The organism is Hoyosella levis (assembly GCF_026008515.1).
Lineage (GTDB): Bacteria > Actinomycetota > Actinomycetes > Mycobacteriales > Mycobacteriaceae > Lolliginicoccus > Lolliginicoccus levis.
The window spans coordinates 139,428-159,209 of record NZ_BQYM01000004.1; the positions used below are offsets into that span (position 1 = coordinate 139,428).

General features: G+C 67.8%; 15 protein-coding genes, 4 tRNA genes and 1 pseudogene. 10 read left to right on the forward strand and 10 right to left on the reverse strand.

All coding sequences use genetic code 11. The features are described from left to right. Positions 1 to 196 precede the first annotated feature (196 nt). Positions 197 to 463, forward strand: coding sequence for a hypothetical protein (locus QC765_RS05990; RefSeq protein ID WP_278313523.1), 267 nt, complete (start codon positions 197 to 199; stop codon positions 461 to 463). 170 nt (positions 464 to 633) lie between these two features. Next, complete coding sequence (locus QC765_RS05995) at positions 634 to 1,467, forward strand: type IV toxin-antitoxin system AbiEi family antitoxin (RefSeq protein ID WP_278313524.1); 834 nt, start codon at positions 634 to 636, stop codon at positions 1,465 to 1,467. Positions 1,468 to 1,630: 163 nt separating this feature from the next. On the opposite strand, the gene QC765_RS06000 is transcribed toward QC765_RS05995, so the two are convergent. Together QC765_RS06000 and QC765_RS06005 are read right to left on the reverse strand one after the other, a co-directional pair. Beyond that, positions 1,631 to 3,790 carry a 3-hydroxyacyl-CoA dehydrogenase NAD-binding domain-containing protein gene (locus tag QC765_RS06000; RefSeq protein ID WP_278313525.1) on the reverse strand — a complete coding sequence of 720 codons (2,160 nt, stop codon included), beginning with the start codon at positions 3,788 to 3,790 and terminating at the stop codon, positions 1,631 to 1,633. Between the two features lie 32 nt (positions 3,791 to 3,822). After that, entirely contained in the window at positions 3,823 to 5,040 is a 1,218-nt protein-coding gene (locus QC765_RS06005) for an acetyl-CoA C-acetyltransferase (RefSeq protein WP_278313526.1), read from the reverse strand. 52 nt (positions 5,041 to 5,092) lie between these two features. Here QC765_RS06005 and QC765_RS06010 point away from each other — a divergent pair, with 52 nt between their 5' ends. Further along, entirely contained in the window at positions 5,093 to 6,277 is a 1,185-nt protein-coding gene (locus QC765_RS06010; RefSeq protein ID WP_278313527.1) for a pyridoxal phosphate-dependent aminotransferase, read from the forward strand. 23 nt (positions 6,278 to 6,300) lie between these two features. On the opposite strand, the gene QC765_RS06015 is transcribed toward QC765_RS06010, so the two are convergent. Next, complete coding sequence (locus QC765_RS06015) at positions 6,301 to 7,443, reverse strand: acyl-CoA dehydrogenase family protein (protein WP_278313528.1); 1,143 nt, start codon at positions 7,441 to 7,443, stop codon at positions 6,301 to 6,303. Between the two features lie 125 nt (positions 7,444 to 7,568). Here QC765_RS06015 and QC765_RS06020 point away from each other — a divergent pair, with 125 nt between their 5' ends. Continuing rightward, positions 7,569 to 8,591, forward strand: coding sequence for an AraC family transcriptional regulator (locus QC765_RS06020; RefSeq protein WP_278313529.1), 1,023 nt, complete (start codon positions 7,569 to 7,571; stop codon positions 8,589 to 8,591). Positions 8,592 to 8,602: 11 nt separating this feature from the next. Here QC765_RS06020 and mftF read toward each other — a convergent pair. From mftF to QC765_RS06045, 5 genes and pseudogenes are all read right to left on the reverse strand, one after another. Continuing rightward, a pseudogene (gene mftF, locus QC765_RS06025) lies at positions 8,603 to 9,922 on the reverse strand (mycofactocin biosynthesis glycosyltransferase MftF); the annotation flags it as partial. 185 nt (positions 9,923 to 10,107) lie between these two features. Continuing rightward, entirely contained in the window at positions 10,108 to 11,010 is a 903-nt protein-coding gene (locus QC765_RS06030) for an oxidoreductase (protein WP_278313530.1), read from the reverse strand. Between the two features lie 305 nt (positions 11,011 to 11,315). Then, a tRNA-Phe gene (locus QC765_RS06035) sits at positions 11,316 to 11,389 on the reverse strand. 48 nt (positions 11,390 to 11,437) lie between these two features. Next, positions 11,438 to 11,511, reverse strand: a tRNA-Asp gene (locus tag QC765_RS06040). A 39-nt stretch (positions 11,512 to 11,550) separates the two neighbouring features. Then, a tRNA-Glu gene (locus QC765_RS06045) sits at positions 11,551 to 11,623 on the reverse strand. 324 nt (positions 11,624 to 11,947) lie between these two features. Between QC765_RS06045 and QC765_RS06050 the strand changes: the two genes are divergently transcribed. After that, positions 11,948 to 12,739, forward strand: a complete 792-nt coding sequence (locus QC765_RS06050; protein ID WP_278313531.1) for a sulfite exporter TauE/SafE family protein — start codon at positions 11,948 to 11,950, stop codon at positions 12,737 to 12,739. Here the strand turns inward: QC765_RS06050 and QC765_RS06055 are convergent. Both QC765_RS06055 and QC765_RS06060 read right to left on the reverse strand, forming a co-directional pair. Continuing rightward, on the reverse strand, positions 12,728 to 13,639 hold the full coding sequence (locus QC765_RS06055; RefSeq protein WP_278313532.1) for a spermidine synthase: 912 nt from the start codon (positions 13,637 to 13,639) through the stop codon (positions 12,728 to 12,730). The genes QC765_RS06050 and QC765_RS06055 overlap by 12 nt on opposite strands. Before the next feature lie 98 nt (positions 13,640 to 13,737). Further along, positions 13,738 to 15,108 carry an MBL fold metallo-hydrolase gene (locus QC765_RS06060; protein WP_278313533.1) on the reverse strand — a complete coding sequence of 457 codons (1,371 nt, stop codon included), beginning with the start codon at positions 15,106 to 15,108 and terminating at the stop codon, positions 13,738 to 13,740. A gap of 187 nt (positions 15,109 to 15,295) precedes the next feature. On the opposite strand from QC765_RS06060, the gene QC765_RS06065 reads away from it, so the two are divergent. The 5 genes from QC765_RS06065 (at position 15,296) to phoU (ending at position 19,781) form a co-directional block, all read left to right on the forward strand. Beyond that, a tRNA-Lys gene (locus tag QC765_RS06065) sits at positions 15,296 to 15,368 on the forward strand. A 229-nt stretch (positions 15,369 to 15,597) separates the two neighbouring features. After that, entirely contained in the window at positions 15,598 to 16,113 is a 516-nt protein-coding gene (locus QC765_RS06070; RefSeq protein WP_278313534.1) for a DUF937 domain-containing protein, read from the forward strand. Positions 16,114 to 16,117: 4 nt separating this feature from the next. Next, positions 16,118 to 17,281: a tRNA dihydrouridine synthase DusB gene (gene dusB / locus QC765_RS06075; RefSeq protein WP_278313535.1), complete on the forward strand. Its 1,164-nt coding sequence runs from the start codon at positions 16,118 to 16,120 to the stop codon at positions 17,279 to 17,281. A gap of 175 nt (positions 17,282 to 17,456) precedes the next feature. Further along, the gene (locus QC765_RS06080; protein WP_278313536.1) at positions 17,457 to 19,064 is read left to right on the forward strand and encodes an LCP family protein; all 1,608 of its coding nucleotides are present in this window, start codon (positions 17,457 to 17,459) and stop codon (positions 19,062 to 19,064) included. A gap of 63 nt (positions 19,065 to 19,127) precedes the next feature. Beyond that, positions 19,128 to 19,781 carry a phosphate signaling complex protein PhoU gene (gene phoU, locus QC765_RS06085; protein ID WP_149361613.1) on the forward strand — a complete coding sequence of 218 codons (654 nt, stop codon included), beginning with the start codon at positions 19,128 to 19,130 and terminating at the stop codon, positions 19,779 to 19,781. Position 19,782: the final 1 nt, after the last annotated feature.

A 19,782-nucleotide genomic window follows, 5' to 3' on the forward strand; every position in this document is an offset into this window, starting at 1 on the left:
TGGAAATAACACCCCGTTAGGTGCCTAACGTGCCTGATCACCCGCACGAAAGGGACATTCGGGGCGGCTCGGGATTGCTGACTGTGACGAGGATGACCCTTCATGGTGTGACCAAGCTCCTAACTCCGCTGGGAACCAATCCACCACCCTTATGGGCAGCGACATGCACCGAGGACAGCGGAGGAACCCCAGCACCATGAACACGCCCAGCGAGAAGTTCGAGACCATCCTCAGCATCGTGTTCATGGCCTACTCCGCTGTCATGCTCATGCTCTACGCCGTGCTGCTCGTGCAGGGCATCAACGCCTGGTGGCTCATCGCCTCCGTCGGCCTCTTCGGAATCATCATCATCGGATTCCTCGTCATGCCCAAGGTCAACGGCCGCCACCGCGGCGGGCTCGACGCCGAGGTCCGCCTCCACACCCGCAAGCTGCAAGCCTGCAAGACCGCTTCGGAGCGCTAGGGCCGCTCGCCCCGCCGCGCCCCTGCCCCCGGAAGTGTTACGACCACCCCTTGAACCCAGGCGCCCCGGCAGGGTGCAAAACCGCACACAACCGGTGGGATCTCGAACCGAGACTGTGATCCGCGCCGCATCCGCGAACCTCCGCGCGATCGCGTGCGTCATAGATTGGCGTGGATCCCTTCAAGCCCCGCCGCGCCGGGCTCACTCGCTGCGAGCTCCGCAAGTACCAGCGCGTCCTCGGTGGCGTGTACGTGGATCGAGGCGCGGAGCTGACCCCGCTGGTGAAGGCCCGGGCCGCGTGGGTGTGGGCGGATGGCGAGTGCGTGCTCTCGGGGATCTCCGCGGCCGCGGTGCTAGGCACCCGCTGGCTGCCCGATGCCCCTCCCGAGATCGTGTACCCACGCGTGGTGCGCGCGACTGGTTTGATCGCGCACCGCGACGAGCTGCGAGATAGTGACGTCACCACCGTCCGCGGAATGCGGACCACTACGCCTGCGCGCACAGCGTTCGATCTGGCCCGCCGCCAGCCGCTCGATGAGGCAGTCGCCCTCGTCGATGCGCTCTACCAGGCCACGAGGCTCACCCCCGCCCAGCTTGGCCGCTACGCCTCGGAACGAAGGGGCGCCTGGGGCATCAATGCACTTCGCGCCGTCCTCGACCTCGCCGATCCAGGAGCGGAATCACCGCAGGAGACCAAGCTGCGCCTGCTCATCGTGCGCGCGGGCCTGCCTCGGCCGCGGGCCCAGCATGTCATCCGCGACGAGCGCGGGCTTTTCATCGCTCGCGCGGACCTCGCCTGGCCCGAGTGGAAGGTCGCGGTGGAGTATGACGGCGCGCATCACTTCACCGATCCGCGGCAGGCACGCCGCGATGCGCACCGGGCCAATGGCTGCCTGCGCGCGGGGTGGCGGGTGATCCGTGTGCTGCCCGAGTCGTTGCGCGACGCCGATATCGTGCTCGCGCACATCCGCGAGGCCCTCGCTGCGGCCGGGTACCGGGGATAGCCCCTGCCCCCTCCCCCGGAAGTGTTACCTTTTGCACCCTCCCAAGCCGCTAGCAGGGTGCAAAACCGCACACAACCGCGGGCTAGCAAGCCGGGGCCAACCCACAAAAGCCAGCCCGGCCCCCGCGCGAACGGGAACCGGGCTGGCGAGAGAACCAGGAGAGCTAGCCGCGGGCCAGCACATCCTTGATGGAGGCGGGCGGGGCGAAGCGCTCGCCATAGTTGGCAGCGAGCTCCTCGGCGCGCGCGATGAAGGCATCGACGCCACCGGGGTAGCCCTTGATGAACTGGATGACGCCACCGCTCCAGGCGGGGAATCCGATGCCGAAGATGGAGCCGATGTTGGCGTCGGCGTGGGTGGTGAGGACGCCCTCGTCGAAGCACCGGATGGTGTCGATGGCCTCGGCGAACATCATGCGGTCGCCGAGCTCCTCGATGGAGACGCCCGCATCGGGGCTCGACTTGAACGTCTCGCGCAGCCCGGGCCACAGTCCGGCGCGCTTGCCGTCGCTGTAGTCGTAGAACCCGGCGCCGCCGGACTTGCCGGTGCGGTCGAACTCGGAGACCATGCGGTCGACGATGGCTCCGGCCTTGATGGCGGCGTCGTCGATCTTCTTGCCCTCGGCCTCGAGCGCCTCGCGGGTCTCCTTGAAGATCTTCTGCATGGTGAGGAAGTTCAGCTCATCACACAGCTGCAGTGGTGCCGCGGGGTATCCGGCCTGCAGGCCGGCCTGCTCGATGGTGGACGGCTCGACGCCTTCCTCGAGGGCGACGATGGCCTCGTTGAGGAAGGTGCTGATGACGCGGGAGGTGAAGAAGCCGCGGCTGTCGTTGACAACGATCGGCGTCTTCTTGATGGCGAGGACGTAGTCGAAGACGCGGGCGAGGGCCTCGGCGGAGGTCTTCTCCCCCTTGACGATCTCGACCAGGGGCATCTTGTCCACGGGCGAGAAGAAGTGGATGCCGATGAAGTCCTCTTGCCGCTTGACGCCGTGCGCGAGGCCGGTGATGGGCAGGGTGGAGGTGTTGGAGCCGAGCACGGCGTCGGGCTCGACGATGTCCTCGATCTCCTGGAACACCTTGTTCTTCAGGTCGGGGTTCTCGAAGACGGCCTCGATGACGAAGTCCACTCCGGCGAGGTCAGCGGCATCCGCGGTAGGCGTGATGCGGCCGAGCAGCTCCTTGGACTTCTCCTCGGTGGTCTTGCCGCGGGAGAGCGCCTTGGACTCGATGTTCTCGGAGTAGGCCTTGCCCTTCTCGGCTGCCTCGATGCTGATGTCCTTGAGCACGACCTCCATGCCCGCCTTGGCGGAGACGTAGGCGATGCCCGCGCCCATCATGCCGGCACCGAGCACGCCGACCTTCTTGACCTGGCGCTGGGCGATGCCCTCGGGCCGTGAAGCACCCTTGTTGATGGCCTGCAGGTCGAAGAAGAACGCCTGCGTCATGTTCTTGGCGACCTGCCCGGTGGCGAGCTGCACGAAGTAGCGGGACTCGATAGTCGACGCGTTGTCGAAGTCCACCTGCGAGCCCTCGACGGCAGCGGCCATGATGGCGCGCGGCGCGGGCATCGGAGCGCCCTTGGTCTGCTTGCGGAGGTTCGCGGGGAACGCCGGCAGCATCTGCGCGAGCTTGGGGCTCGACGGCGTGCCGCCGGGGATGCGGTAGCCCTTGACGTCCCACGGCTGCTGCGACTCGGGGTTGGCCTTGATCCATGCCTTCGCGGCGGGGATCAGTTCCTCGACCGAGCCCACGACCTCGTTGACGAGGCCGATCTCCTGGGCCTTGGCGGGCTTGAGCCGCTGGCCCTGCAGCAGCACCTGCATCAGCGCGACCTGCAGGCCGAGCATGCGGACGGTGCGGGTGACGCCACCGCCGCCGGGGAGCAGGCCGAGCTGCACCTCGGGGAGGCCGAGCTGCACGCCGCGCACATCAGCGACGACGCGGTAGTGGGTGGCCAGCGCGAGCTCGAGGCCACCGCCGAGGGCCGCGCCGTTGATGGCGGCGACGACGGGCTTGCCGAGGGTCTCGAGGGTGCGCATCGCGGCCTTGAGGGCCTGCACCTGGTCGAACATCTCCTGCGCCTGGGAGGGCTGCACGGTGATCAGGGAGTCGAGGTCGCCGCCGGCGAAGAAGGTCTTCTTCGCGGAGGCGAGGATGACGCCGCTGATGCTGTCCTTCTCCGCGACGACGCGGTCGACGGTCGCCTGGAACGACGAGCCGAATAGGTCGTTCATGGTGTTGGCGCCCTGGTTGGGGTCGTCCATGGTGAGCGTGACGATGCCGTCGCCGTCCTGCTCCCACGCGATCATGTTGTCAGTCACGATTGTTGCCTTTCGAGAAGTTTCGGAGGTGGTCAGACGCGCTCGATGATGGTGGCGACGCCCATGCCGCCGCCGATGCACAGGGTGACGAGAGCGCGGCGCGCGTTGCGGCGCTCGAGCTCGTCGACCATGGTGCCGAGGATCATGGCGCCGGTAGCGCCGAGCGGGTGGCCCATGGCGATGGCGCCGCCGTTGACGTTGAGCTTCTCGTCGGGGATGTTGAGGTCCCGCTGGAACTTCAGCACGACGGAGGCGAAGGCCTCGTTGAGCTCGAACAGGTCGATGTCATCGACGGTGAGCCCAGCGGTGGCGAGCGCCTTCTGCGCGGCCGGGGTGGGCCCGGTGAGCATGATGGTGGAGTCAGCACCGCTGGTGGCGGTGGAGACGACGCGGGCGCGGGGCGTGAGGCCGAGGTCCTGGCCAGCCTTCTCGGTGCCGAGCAGCACGATGGCGGCGCCATCGACGATGCCGGAGCTGTTGCCGCCATGGTGGACGTGGTTGATCTTCTCCACCTGGTGGAACTTCTGCAGCGCGACGGCGTCGAAGCCACCCATCTCGCCCATCGCGGCGAAGGACGGGTTGAGCTTGGCGAGGTTGTCGGTGGTGGTACCGGGCCGCATGTGCTCGTCGTGGTCCAGGATCATCAGGCCGTTCTGGTCCGTGACGGGCACGACGGACTTGGCGAAGTAGCCGCCGGTCCAGGCCTTGGCGGCGAGGTCCTGCGAGCGCACCGCGTAGGCGTCGACGTCATCGCGGGTGAAGCCCTCGATGGTGGCGATCAGGTCCGCGCTGATGCCCTGCGGCACGAAGTACGTGTCGAAGGAGGTGGCGGGGTCCATCGCCCAGGCGCCGCCGTCGGATGCCATGGGCACGCGCGACATGGATTCGACGCCACCCGCGATGACCATCTCGTCCCAGCCGGAGCGGACCTTCTGGGCCGCCATGTTGACGGCCTCGAGGCCGGAGGCGCAGAAGCGGTTGATCTGCACGCCACCGACGGTGTCGGGCATGCCCGCGAGGAGGGTGACGGTGCGGGCGATATCCGCGCCCTGGTCGCCCACGGGGGTGACGCAGCCGAGGATGAGGTCGGAGATGCGGTTCTCGTCCAGGTCGGGGAAGCGGCGGCGCAGCTCCTCGACGAGCCCGACGAGCAGCGAGACGGGCTTGACCCCGTGCAGCGAGCCGTTGGCCTTGCCGCGCCCGCGCGGGGTGCGGATCGCTTCGTAGATGAATGCCTCGTTAGTGGTCACGAGTGCTTTCCTTTCTTCAGTGGTTGATGCTGGTGGTGGCTACAGTGGCGGGATGCTCGTACCTCGTCTCGAACCGTTCCGCTCCACCGTATTCGCCGAGATGACCGAACTGGCGGTGCGGCACGGGGCGATCAACCTCGGCCAGGGCTTCCCGGACGAGGACGGGCCGAGCGCGATGCTCGAATCCGCGCGGGAGGCGATCGCGAGCGGAGCGAACCAGTACCCGCCGGGGGCTGGTCGCGCGGAGCTGCGTGAGGCCATCGCGGAGGACCGCGCGCGCCGGTATGGCACCGTCTACGATCCCGCGGACGAGGTGCTGGTGACGGTCGGTGCGACCGAGGGCATCACCGCGTCGATCATCGCGCTGGCGGACCGGGGCGATGAGGTGGTGCTGGTGGCGCCGTACTTCGACTCCTACCCAGCGGCGGTGGCGATGGCCGGGGCCCGGCAGCGCTGCGCGCGCCTCGTCGAGGACGGCGATCGCTTCGTCCTGGATGTGGATTCGCTGCGGGCCGCGATCACGCCCGCGACGCGGCTGCTGGTGATCAACTCGCCGCATAATCCGACCGGCAGCGTGCTCGACGAGACCGAGCTCGCGCAGATCGCGGATCTTGCCATCGAGCATGACCTCGTGGTGATCACCGATGAGGTGTACGAGCGGCTGGTGTTCGATGGCGCGGAGCACCGCCCGCTGGCCGCGCTGCCCGGGATGCGCGAGCGCACCCTGTGCGTCTCGAGCGCGGGCAAGACCTTCAACTGCACCGGCTGGAAGATCGGCTGGGTGTGCGGCCCGCGCGAGCTCGTCGCGGCGGTGCGGGCGGCGAAGCAGTTCATGACGTTCGTCTCGGGCGCGCCGTTGCAGCCCGCCGTGGCCACGGCGCTGCGCGGTGAGCAGCAGTGGGTGGAGGGACTGCGAGCAGGGCTGCAGGGCAAGCGCGATGCCCTCGCCGCAGCGCTCGCCGACGCGGGCTTCGGGGTGCGGGCGAGTGCTGGCACGTACTTCGTGATCGCCGATGCGCGCCCGCTCGGGCATGCTGACGCGCGCGCCCTGTGCCGGGCGATGCCGAGCAGCATCGGCGTGGCCGCGGTACCGGTCAGCGCGTTCGTTGACGCCGTCGACCAGCCGGGCTGGCGGCACCTCGTGCGCTTCGCGTTCTGCAAGCGGCACGAGGTGCTCGCCGAGGCCGGGCACCGGTTGGCCGGGGCGTCCCGGCTTCCCACCGATCATGAGGGCTGATCCCACGCTGCGCCTGGGCCGGATCAGAGGTTCAGCCCCCGGCCGATGATCTCCTTCATGATCTCGGTGGTGCCGCCGTAGATGGTCTGCACGCGCGAGTCGAGGTACGCCTTGGCGATGGGGTACTCGCGCATGTAGCCGTAGCCGCCGTGCAGCTGGAGGCAGCGATCGATCAGCTTGACCTGGTTGTCGGTGGACCACCACTTGATCATCGCGGCGTCCTGCACGGTGAGCTTCTTCTCGTTGAGCTGCTCGATGCACTTGTCGACGGCGAGGCGCACCATCTGGGTCTCGGTGGCGAGCTCGGCGAGCACGAACCGGGTGTTCTGGAACTTGCCGATGCCACGACCGAAGGCCTTGCGGTCCCGGCAGTAGTCGATGGTCATGTCGAGGCAGGCCTCCATGGCAGCTGCCGCGACGACGGCGATGGAGAGGCGCTCCTGCGGGAGGCCCTGCATGAGATAGATGAAGCCCATGCCTTCCTCGCCGAGGAGGTTGGCGGCGGGCACGCGCACGTTGTCGAAGTGCAGCTCGGCGGTGTCCTGGGCCTTCATGCCGATCTTGTCGAGGTTGCGGCCCCGCTCGAAGCCCTCCATGCCGCGCTCGACGACAAAGAGGCTGAACCCCTGCGCGCCCGCGTCCGGGTTGGTCTTGGCGACCACGATGACGAGATCGGCATTGATGCCATTGGTGATGAACGTCTTGGACCCGTTGAGGATCCAGTCGTCGCCATCCTTCTTCGCAGTGGTCTTGATACCCTGCAGGTCCGACCCGGTGCCGGGCTCGGTCATCGCGATGGCGGTAATGATCTCGCCGGAGACGAAGCCGGGCAGCCAGCGCTGCTTCTGCTCGTCGTTGCACAGCTCGGTCAGGTAGGGCTGCACCACGTCGTTGTGGAGGGTGAAGCCAATGCCGCTGAAGCCGCCGCGGGCGGTCTCCTCGGAGACGATGGCGTTGAAGCGGAAGTCAGGATCGCCGCCGCCACCGTACTGCTCGTCCACGGCGGTGCCGAGGAAGCCGAGCTTGCCTGCCTCCGCCCACACCTCGCGGGGCACGATCTCGTCCTTCTCCCACTGCTCATGGTGGGGAGCGACATGCTCCTTGAGGAATCCACGGTAGGAATCACGGAACATGATCTGCTCGGGGGTGTAGATGGTGCGTTCCACGCTGGGTGGCTCCTTCTTGAAGTAGACACGATCGTTGGTGTCACAGTACGCCCCACTTAAATGCTTGGCGATGACCAAACCGCCCCATGTCCATGACCGAAACGATCGCATAGGGTGGGAGGACCATGCCGCATCGCATCCCCACCGAATACGTCCGGCGCACCGTGCACGCCGCCGATACCCGCGGCATCGACCTCCGCCCTGCCCTCGATGCCGCACGCATACCCCTCGCTGCCCTCGACGCGAGCGGCCCCGCCATCAAGCCCGGCGAGGCATCCGCCTTCACCCAAGCCGTCTGGGCACTGACCAACGATGAGCTCGGCGGCCTCGGAGCCGCCCCCGTCCCCCGCGGCACCTTTCGCCTCGTCACGCTCGCGCTCATCCACTCCCCCGACCTCGGGCACGCGCTCGCCCGGATGATCTCCTCGCTGCCCGCGCTGCCCGCCATGACCCCCATCACGTTCAGCATCGACAACGCCACCGGAGCCATCACTCTCGACCTGCGCGGCCACCACCCCGACGAGGCCACCCAGCTGCTCATCGAGCTCGCGTTCCTGCTGATCCATCGCTTCGCTGCCTGGCTGATCGACCACCCCATCGCCCCGGCCCGCGTCGCGCTGCCCTACCCCGCGCGCGACGATTACGCGCCCACCTTCTACCGGGCGCTCTTCGGCGTGACACCCACGCTCGGCGCACCCACCGCGGCCATCGTGTTCGAGCCCCGCGCGCTCCACGCCCCCATCGTGCAGACCGAGCAATCCCTCCTCGAGTTCCTCCGCACCGCGCCCGCCAGGCTGTTCACCGAACCAGCCGGGAACACGCCCCGCACGACGCAGGTGCTCCGGATGCTGCAACGCTCGCCACTGCACGAGCTGCCCAGCAACGAGCAGATCGCTTCCAAGCTCGCGCTCAGCGAATCACACCTGCGCCGGCTCCTGCACCGCGAGGGCACCACCGCCAACCGCATCCGCGACGAGGTATTGCGCGAGGCCGCGCTCGCCCGGCTGCGCCGCGGCGACACGACCGATCAGATCGCCACCGCGCTCGGGTTCTCCGAGCCCAGCGCGTTCCGCCGCGCGTTCAGGAGATGGACCGGAGCCACGCCACGCGCCTTCCAGCCCGTGCTCGAGGAGGACGAATCCCCGTAGCGCACCTCGAGCAGGCCGCGCCACAATCCCCAGCCGAACGCCACATCATCAAGACGGCGCAGCACCACGAACCGGGCCATATCGATGCGGTCCGGCACATCTCGGCGCGCCAGCCAATCAGCCACGCCCTCCGCCATCATCACCGCCAGCACTACCCGGCGGGCCCGCGGGAACAGCACCACCGCCAGCATCGTCACAGGCCAGACGTTGCGCAGCATCAGGACCGCGCAGCGTTGCGCCATCCCGCTGAGGCCCAGCGCGCTCATCGACATCGCCGTCCACAACGGACGCTCATCCACCGGGATCGCCCGCGCCAGCCGGACGGTGTGCACCACGCTCACCACGGCGGACACCAGTGCCGCCCGCCGGGCGCCCGCCAGCAACAGGGTCAGGCCCAGCACGAACCACGAGCGCGCCACCGCAGCGATGCGCTCCGGGCTCGACTTCGTCACATATAGCCGCGCCGAGCCGTAGCCGGTGGCCGCCCGCATCTGCAGCCACGGCACCATCGACGAGGGGGCCGAAGCGCGCACTACCGCCACCGGATCGAACCGTGCCCGCCAGCCCGCGCGACCGAGCCGCACGCACAGGTCCGTCGCGTTGAAAGCCGGGAATGCTCCATCGAAGCCCCCCACCTTCACCGCCGCATCGCGCCGCACCACCAGGGCCGTCGTTGGCACGCTGTAGTCCCAGCGCCGGGTATTGAGGTCGCACTCGCGCCGCCCCGGGTCCATCGCCGGACGCATCGATTCATACTGCTCGATCCAGCGCTTGCGGCCCGGCAGCGGCAGCACTCGCGGCACCACCATCGCCACATCGGGGTCCGCGAAGTGCGCCAGGGTCGCCTCGATCCACAGCGCATCCGGTGCCACCCCCGGATCCAGGAATGCCACGTACGGCGTGCGCGCCGCGCGCAATCCGGTGTTCCGCGCCTCTGCCAGGCCGAACGCACGGTCATGCCGGATCACCGTGGCGCGCGCGCACTCGATAGGGACGTCCGTGCAGTCATCGACCACGATCACCGCTACCCCACCGAGGCTCGCGACTACCTCGCGCACCGCATCAGCATCGCCGCGCGCCGGGATCACCACCGTCAGATCGGCGCGCCCCGGTCCCTTCAGCGGGCGCGGATGCGCGAACTGCTCGTCGAGCAGCATGCGCGCCAGCTTCGAGGAAGCCTCGTCCACGACCTCGACAACCCCGTCGTCGAGGCAAGCTGCCTGCGCGATGGACAAGCGCAGCACCGTACCCCAGGGAGCGAGCAGCACGCACCCATCATCGACGATGCGCACCTTGCTATCGAGACGTACCGAGAAGCCAGTGGGAAGCATGCGTGCTGCCGCGCTCAGGATGCCCACCCCCAGTCCCAGTCTCGTGCCGTGCCTAGCCTGCCCATATTGGCTGGGCCAACCCTGCCCGCGCCTGTCCTGCCCGCGCCTCTCTGGGCTAGTCCTGCCTGGGCCGACGCACTGCAGCGCGAGACTGTTCTTGTGCCTAGCCCAATGCCCCCACTACGTCAACGGCGCTGACGAATGTCGTACACCACACCAGTGAGTGCTTCGGATTCTTCCCAAAGCCGACCAGCTACCGCAACATCACGCGAATGACGATTCGATCTCGCCAGCACAGGAGCCCCCCGCATGCCCCGGAAGCCACCCGGCCCCACGAAGCTGCCACCGGGAATCGACGGAGCCGTCGCGGCGTACAAGCTCGGCTGGGCGCCCGCGTAGGCACTCTGCGCCAGGACAAGATTGGTGATGCCCATCAGCTTGTCCTGCACCGACTGGGTGTGCGATTGCAGGTTCGTCGACGCATAGCCCGGATGCGCGGCCACCGACCGTACCGGCGAGCCAGCATCCGCGAGACGACGCTGCAGCTCATAGGTGAACAGCAGGTTGGCCAGCTTCGACTGCCCGTACGCGCGCCACCGCTGATAGTTCCGCTTCTCCCAGTTCAGGTCATCGAAATCGATGGAGCCGAGGGTGTGCGCCATGCTCGAGACCGTCACCACCCGATCGCGGATGCGGCCCAGCAGCAAGCCCGTCAGCGCGAAATGCCCCAGATGGTTCGTGCCGAACTGCATCTCGAAGCCATCCTTGGTGCGCGACTTCGGCACGGCCATCACGCCCGCGTTGTTGATCAGCACGTCGAACGTCGAGACGTCCTTCGCGAACTCGTAGATCGAGCTCAGGTCCGCGAGATCGAGCGCGCGCACTTCCAGGTCCGCATCAGGATGATCCTTGACGATGGCCTCCCGCGCCTGCTCGCCCTTCGCGGTATCGCGGCACGCCATCACCACCGAGGCGCCCTTCGCCGCGAGCTCGCGAGTAGTCACCGCGCCCAGTCCGCTATTGGCGCCCGTCACGATCACCGTGCGGCCCGCCTGGCCGCCCATCTCCGCCGAAGACCATCCACTCATTCCCCAAACACTACGATCTAGGGCCCCGAATCGCCAGACGCATACCGGGTGGCTTGGTGGGCTCGCTTGAAGGAAACCCCTGTCGGCGGCTGCCGACCATCTCGGCGGCGGCTGATCGTCCATTAGCCCGCTGGCCGACATCCTCGTCCTGGTGGAAACTTCTCCCCCCGCTCGCGGGAATAGTTTCCACTGGCCGGGCGCGAGCACCCACCGCCGCCGGGTGGCGGCCTCGCACGGGCAGGCGAAGGAGCCGCACGTCCCCGGGATACAAAAAATCCCCCAGGTTGAACCTGGGGGACTTAATGTGGCCAAGGCCGGGATCGAACCGGCGACCTTCCGCTTTTCAGGCGGACGCTCGTACCAACTGAGCTACCTGGCCGGATCAACGCCGTTCCCGGCGATGAAAACATGCCCATTACTGGACTTGCGACCCTGACGGGACTCGAACCCGCGACCTCCGCCGTGACAGGGCGGCGCGCTAACCAACTGCGCCACAGGGCCATGCATCGTTACTCTACTACGCCAAGACCTAGGAGAGCGTACCCCCTACGGGATTCGAACCCGCGTTACCGCCTTGAAAGGGCGGCGTCCTAGGCCTCTAGACGAAGGGGGCCTGCCAGTTTCCTGGCCGGCATCCCCAACAGGTTTCCGTTGGGAGCGGGACTAGCATAGGACAGAACTTGGAGAAAACACAAAACGCGTGGTCAGTTTTCGTTTCCGCTGGTAATCACACCCCCGCAACACCTTCGGATCCGCGCCCTGCCCTTCACTGGTGGATGCAGACGATCGCCTAGGCGGGCAAAGGCGGCGCGCAGCTCCGCGCGATGGGCGCATGATGGTTCGTGGAGCCAGGCGCGCCCCGCGCCATGGCCCTTGATACCCCATAGGGTATATCCTGGGCCAAGCACGATTCACTGGCGGCAGGACGGGAGCAAGCATGGCCACCACCATCACCGTTGCCATTCTCGGTATCGCCATCGGCATCCTCCTCGGCCTCCTCGGCGGGGGCGGCGCCATCCTTGCCGTGCCCGCCCTCGTCTACGTCGTCGGCATGCCCATCCACCAAGCGGTGCCGCTCTCCCTCATCGTCGTCGCGCTCGCCTCGGCAACCGGAGTCCTCCCTCGCCTCCGCGCAGTCAACTGGCGCCTGGCGGGCATCTTCGCCGCCACGGGTGTGCCCGCCGCACTGCTCGGCGGCTGGATCGGCCGCGCAATCCCCGAGGACGTGCTCCTTGCCGGATTCGCCGCCATCATGATCCTCGCCGCGTACCGCATGCTCCACAGCCCCGACCACACCGGAACCGCGTGCGCCGTCACCGAGGAAGGCGGCGGGCCACCCCACATCAACTGGAAGCGCTGCTCCTCCCGGTCCATCCCTGCCGGGCTCGCTGTCGGCGTGCTCACTGGCATGTTCGGGGTGGGCGGCGGATTCCTCATCGTCCCCGCGCTCGTCCTGCTCCTCGGCCTGCCCATGTCCATCGCGGTCGGGACATCACTGCTCATCATCATCGCCAACTCGCTCGCCGGGCTCGCCTCCCACCTCGGAACCGTTGAGCTCGACTGGACCATCACAGCCGTCTTCGCCGCCACCGCCATCGTTGGCTCGCTCGCCGCGCAACGCGTTGCCCACCGCATCAGTGCCCGCCAGCTCCAGCGCTGGTTCTCCTACCTCGTCCTCGTGCTCGCCGCCGTGATCCTCGGCGACGTCATCATCGGGCTATTCCGATAGCAACCCGGGCGCGGGATCCTCCCGGGGCTGCGCACCCTTGCGGAACTCCACGACCGCGTCCCCGTCCAGCACCACCGCTGCGTCCGCCCCACCGCGCAGCCTCGCCCCCAGTGCCACCGCATCGATCGGCGCATCGCTGGCTACCACCACGACGTTCCCTGGTCGACGTCCCTTCAGCGTGGCTTGATCACCGACGATCAGGACATGGCCGAAGCGGGCGAGCAGGGTCGCCACCTCCTCCCGCGCCTCGCGCAGCCCCCTCAGCGCCCCGCAATTGACCGCGTACGTCCCGCCCGGAGGGAGCACCCGACGCACCCCATCGAGGAAGCCCGTCGTCGTCAGCGCTCGCGGCGTCTCGTCGCCCGCGAAGACATCCCGCACGATCACATCCCTCGTGCCCGGCGAGAGCCCCTCCACCACCTCGCGGGCCTCCCCCACCCGGATCCGCAACCGTGGCGCCCGCGGCAGGTCCGACCACTCCCGCGCCAGCCGCGCGAGCTCCGCGTCGATCTCCACCACGAGCTGCCGCGCGCCCGGCAGCACCTCTGCCACATATCGCGGCAACGTGCACGCGCCCCCGCCGAGATGCAGCACCCGCAATCCCGCGCCGTCGCCCGGCCGCTGGCATTCGATAGCGGCCGCGATCCAGTGCATGTAGCCAAAGCCGAGGCGGCGGGGATCGCCCGGGGAGATGAACGAGCTTGGCGCCCCATTCACGTACAGCACCCAGCCGCCCTCGCCCTCCGCCACGAGCTCGCAGGTGCCCGAGTCGACGGGTAGCACACCAGTAGCCCACGGATCCTGGCCGGGCGCTGCGGGAACGCGGCTGGCCTGGCTGCGGGAATCCTGGCGGCGGGCTGCCTGGCTGGGGCCCTGGCTGCGGCGGGACTGGCGGCTCATCGGCCCATTGTTGCGCACTCGGCCGCGCTAGCCCCGATCGTGAAAGCCTGGCCACGCTGTACGTGGGTGGATCCTCACGATCGGAGCGGGCCGCGCACCTACACCGCCGCGTGCTCCGCGAGCCAGGCGTTGTAGCCACCCACGAGGTCGCTCGCTCCGCCGATCCCGCGGGCGCGCAGCAGGCTGGCGGCGACGCTGGAGCGCCACCCCCCGGCGCAGTGCACGACGATGGGCTTGCCCGCGGGCAGCTCACCGAGACGCGCGTCGAGCTGGGCGAGCGGGATGTGGACGGAGCCCTCGATGTAGCCGCCCTCGCGCTCGCCGGGATTGCGGATGTCCACGAGAGTCACCGCGTCGAGGCTCGTGGCGAGTTCCTCCACCGTGTAGCGGGGCGCGGGCGCCACACGTCCAGCGAGCGCGGCGGGGAAGCTGGTGCCGCTCACGGCGAGGTAGCCGATGACGTTGTCGTAGCCGATGCGGGAGAGGCGCATCGCCGCGTCCTGCTCCTCGCCCGGGTAGGTGATGACGATGATGTCGTCCTGCGGCCCGGCGACCATGCCGCCGGTCTCGGCGAAGCGGCCATCGAACCCGACGTTGACGGAGCCGCGGACGTGGCCGTCCGCGAAATCGTCGGGCGAGCGGGCGTCGAGGACCACTCCTCCGTTGTCGAGATGCTGGGCGACGTACGCGGCGGTGATCGCGGGGACGTGGCGGTCCTGGGCGAGCAGGGCGCGGTTGCGGCGGTTGAGCTCAGCGTCGGTGAGGAAGTAGCCGGGCACCGCGGGCTGGCCATCAGTGATGAGCGCGACGAAGGCGCCCTCGCTCATGGGCTGTACGGACAGATTGGTGCGGCGCTGCTCGCCAATGGTGGAGGTGAGCTCGGTGGAGAGGTTCTTCCCGCACGAGGAGCCCGCGCCGTGGGCAGGCATGACGATGACGTCATCGGGCAGGGTCAGCAGGACGTTGTGGATGGTGCTGTACATGGCACGGGCGAGGTCGGTGTTGCTGCCATCGCCGAGATTGGCGAGGTCGGGCCGACCGACGTCGCCGATGAACAGGGAGTCTCCGGTGAGCACGGCCGTGGGGCTGGCTTGCGCGGTCTCGCGGACAAGAAGGCTGATGGATTCCCAGGTGTGGCCGGGCGTCTCGAGGATCTCGATGCCGACGTCGCCGAGGCTGAGGCGCTCGCCGTGGTGGAGCCGCTTGATGGGGTACTCGGTGTCGGCGCGGTGGCCGAAGCCGATCCATGCGCCGGTGGCTTCGACGAGCTCGAGGTGGCCGGAGACGAAGTCCGCGTGGAAATGGGTGTTGATGATGCCGATGATGGTCAGCCCGTGGGCCTTGGCGTCGGTGAGGTACTCGGTGATGTCACGCCGGGGGTCGACGACGATAGCGTTGCCGGTCTTCTCGTCGCCGATCAGGTACGACGCGTGCGAGAGGCAGTCGATGTAGTACTGCTCCAGGATCATCCTGGCCTCCTCGTGGTGGGATTCGCTCGGGGATTCCTATCCGTAACCCCCTGGGGCATGCCATCAGCATAGCGCAATACCCCAGGGGGTATTCAAGAGGCGGGATGCCATGCACGCCGCGCACCACCCCGCCGGTGTGCTAAATAACCGCCGCGTTCGCTAGCATGGGTGCGTTCCCACGGAACATGCCCCTTTAGCTCAGTTGGTAGAGCTACGGACTTTTAATCCGCAGGTCCTCGGTTCGAGCCCGAGAGGGGGCACATCACTCCCCCGCCTGGCCATCCCGGGTGGGGCGGGCACCGCGCCGGAAGTGTTACCGAATGCACCCCCTAGCCCGCGAAACCGGGTGCGAAAGCGCGCACAACCGCAAAGCGATCGCCCCGCTCCCGCGGCTGGATCACTCGCTCGCCGAGACCGGATCCTGGTCCGGTCCCACCCCGCGCGGTTATCGTCGTACGTGATTGCCCGCTTCAAGGAAAGGTCCCTGCCATGGCCGCGCTCGACGATCTGCTCCGCCAGGTCCCCATCAGCCAGATCGCCCAGAAGCTCGGAGTGGATGATTCCACCGCGGAGGGCGTGGTGAAGCAGGCCCTGCCCACGCTGCTCGGCAGGCTCGACCGCAACGCGCAGGATTCGCAGGGCGCGGATTCCCTGGCCAGCGCGCTCGATGGCCGGGACACGACCCTGGCGGACCGCGAGATCAATCTCGACGAGGTCGATACGGACGATGGCGAGAAGATTGTCGACCGCATCCTCGGCGAGGACAAGGACACAGCGATCCGTGCGCTCGCTGATGGCGCTGACGGCACGGGCGGTGGCGATGAATCACTAGTGGCGAAGGTGCTGCCGATGATCGCGCCGATCGTGATGGCCTACCTGGCAAAGCAATACATGGGCAGCAAGGGTGGCCTCGGTGGAATGCTGGGCAGCGTGCTGAGCGGGCAGCAGTCGCAGGGCGGGCTCGGCGGCGTGCTGGGCGGCCTGCTCGGTGGGGGCAAGAACTAGCACGATGGTGGCATCCAAGACTTCTCCCGCCCCGTTGCGCATCGGGTCCCTCGAGCTCGGCAGCCCCGTGGTGCTCGCCCCGATGGCCGGTATCACCAATGTGGCGTTCCGCACGCTCTGCCGGGAGATCGAGACGGCGCGGGCAGGGTCCACGGCGGGGCTGTATGTATGCGAGATGGTCACGGCGCGCGCCCTGGTAGAGCGCAATGAGGCCACGATGCACATGACGACCTTCGGCCCGACCGAGACGCCACGCTCGCTGCAGCTCTACACGGTGGATCCGCGCTATACCTATGAGGCGGCGCGGATGATCGTCGAGGAGGACCTCGCTGATCACATCGACATGAACTTTGGCTGCCCCGTGCCGAAGGTGACGCGCAAGGGCGGTGGCGCGGCGTTGCCGTACAAGCGCAACCTGTTCGGCCAGATCGTGGCGGCCGCGGTACGGGCGACCGAGGGAACGTCGATCCCGGTGACGGTGAAGTTCCGCATTGGCATCGATGCCGACCACCACACGCATCTTGATGCGGGGCGCATCGCGGAGGGCGAGGGCGCGGCCGCGGTGGCTTTGCATGCCCGGACGGCGGCGCAGCGCTACTCGGGCGTGGCGGACTGGGACGAGATCGCTCGCCTCAAGCAGCACGTCACCACGATCCCGGTGCTTGGCAATGGCGACATCTTCGCGGCGGAGGATGCCGAACGGATGATGGCGGTCACGGGATGCGACGGCGTGGTGGTTGGCCGGGGCTGCCTGGGACGGCCGTGGCTGTTCGCGGAGCTGAGCGCCCGGCTGAATGGCAATCCGGTGCCCGAGCCACCGCGGCTGGGCGAAGTGGCGCAGATCATGCAGCGGCACGCCGAGCTGCTCGTGGACCATCATGGCGAGCATCGGGGCACGCGGGAGATGCGCAAGCACATCGCGTGGTACCTGCGGGGGTTCCCCGCTGGCTCGGACCTGCGGTCGGCGCTCTCGCTCGTGGAAAGCCTCGCCCAGTTGAAAACGCTGCTCAGTGAGCTTGACCCGGATGTCCCGTTCCCCGCTGCGGCGGAGGGCCCGCGGGGGCGGCAGGGATCACCGGGAAAGGTGATGCTGCCCGAGGGATGGCTGGAGGATCCCGATGATTGCGCGGTCCCGGAGGGGGCGGACATGATGCATTCCGGCGGCTAGCAATCCTGCAACACTCGCACCATTCGTCACGCTAGCCCCCAGGATTGGGGTATCGATACTGCCATGATGGCGCGTGCACTGGTGTGCATGCTTACTCTAGTAGGAACTACTTTGCCCGCGGACCGGCCCACCACGGCCGGGGCCGTGGCGCGCACCAGGACCCGAGGATGGATGAGTGAGCGATTCGCCTAGCAGCGGCACGCCCCGCGCGGCAGGACAGGTCGGCGTGGTCATGCCGCCTTCCCCCGTCGCGCACCGGCATCCCCGCATCCTCATCGCTGCGCGCGTCATGATCGCGCTCGTGTCGCTGAGCGCGCTCGTCCTCACCGGAACGGTGTGGAACTACATCCGCAGCACCAATAACAACCTCACCGTCATCGAAGCACTGGACATGGGCTCCGATGACGTGCGCGGCATGGATGACCAGGCCGGCGACGAGACGTTCCTCGTGGTGGGTGTCGATAGCCGCGCGGGCATCAACGCGCAGATCGGCGGCACCGGCTGGATGCACGAAGGTGCCCGATCGGACACGATCATGCTGGTCACCATCCCCGCTGACCGGCGGCGCGTCGTCGCTGTCTCCTTCCCGCGCGACCTGAACATCACCCGCCCCCGCTGCCAGCGCTTCGACAACGATTCCGCCACCTACTCCGAGAACTACGTCCCCCCGGAACCCAACGTCAAGCTCAACGACGCCTACTACACCGGCGGCCCGAAATGCCTGATCAAAGCAGTCCAGCAGATCTCGGGAATGAACATCAACCGCTTCGTCGGCATTGATTTCGCGGGCTTCCAGGACATGGTCGACACCATCGGCGGTGTCGAGGTATGCGCCACCCAGCCGATGTGGGACGACGAGCTCGGGCTCATCATCCCCGAGGCGGGACGCCAGGTCATCAACGGGCCAACCGCCCTCGACTACGTGCGCGCGCGCCACGTTCCCTCCGAGGGCACCAACGACTACGGCCGCATGCACCGGCAGCAGGTGCTGCTGTCCTCGCTGCTCCGCGAGGTCCTCTCCAGCCGCGTCCTGCTCGATCCCACCAAGCTCAACAGCTTCATCGATGCGTTCGTCAGCCACACGTTCGTCGAGAACGTCGACGCGGAATCACTACTGATGCTCGCCCGCTCCATGCAGGGTGTCGACGCGGGACAGGTCACGTTCCTCACAATTCCCACCGCGGGCCCGAACGAGCAGATGAACGAGATCCCCCGCGACCGCGACATCGATGCCATCTTCGACGCGATCATCTACGACTGGCCCTTGCCCGGCGAGGAGATTCCTGCGGCGAGCAGCGACGACAACACCAATGATGCGCCCCCCGGCTCGTCCAGCGACTCCCCTCCCGCCGCCGGGCAGGCCGAGCCACGCGATGCCGAAGCGGTAGACCCTAGCCAGGTGAGCGTGCAGGTCTCCAACGGTTCCCGAACCCTTGGCATCGCCGGGAGCGCAGCGAGCGCTCTCGCGGGGCATGGCTTCCAGATCTACAGCGTGGGCGACCACCCGCGCGTGCTCAACCAGACCGTGATCCGCTATGCGGAGGGCAACGAGGCCGAGGCCGCCACCATCGCGTCCTCCTTCCCCAGCGCGGTGCTGCAGGAACGTCGCGGCCTCGGCAGCATCGTCGAGATCATCCTGGGAACCGACTCCGATGCCTCGGTGGCAGCACCAGCCAGCCCTGGGACAAAGGTGTCGATCATGGAGGACGGCTCCGTGGTGCAGCATGTGCCGCTCCCCGAGGATCTGTCTGTCACCAACGCCGGCGACCTGTCCTGCACGTGAATTCACGCGTCGTTCAACACGCGCGAATGACGATTCCCGCTTGGCAACGTAGGCTAAGTCACCATGCGAGCTGCCTACACCGAGAAGATCGCCGACCTGTCGCTCTCTCTCGCCACGATGTGCCGACAGGCCGATGCGGCGATGGCATCGGCCACGCAGGCACTCCTGCAGGCCGATCTTGCGATCGCCGAGAAGGTCATCTCCGACCATGACGAGCTTGATGCGATGCGAGCCTCGTGCGAGGAGAAGGCCTTCGCGCTCCTTGCGCTCCAAGCGCCAGTGGCCGGGGACCTGCGCTCCGTAGTATCCGGCATCCAGGCCGTCAACGACCTCGACCGGATGGGCCGCCTCGCGCTCCACGTCGCGAAGATCACCCGGCGGCGCCACCCGAAGCAGGCACTCCCGGAAGAGGTCAAGGCCTACTTCGCCGAGATGGGCCGCGTGGCCGCGCACCTCGCCAAGGGAGCGGCGGAGGTGCTCGAGAACCACGATGCCGAGCAGGCCCTCCAGCTGCTCGACGAGGACGATGCCATGGACGACCTGCACCGTCATCTGTTCAGCGTGCTCATGGATCGCGAATGGAAGCACGGTGTGGCCGCCGCCGTCGATGTCACGCTGCTCGGGCGCTACTACGAGCGATTCGCTGACCACTCCGTCGAGGTTGCCCGCAAGGTCATCTACCTCGTGACGGGAAAGATCCCGGAGGACTCCGTCTAGC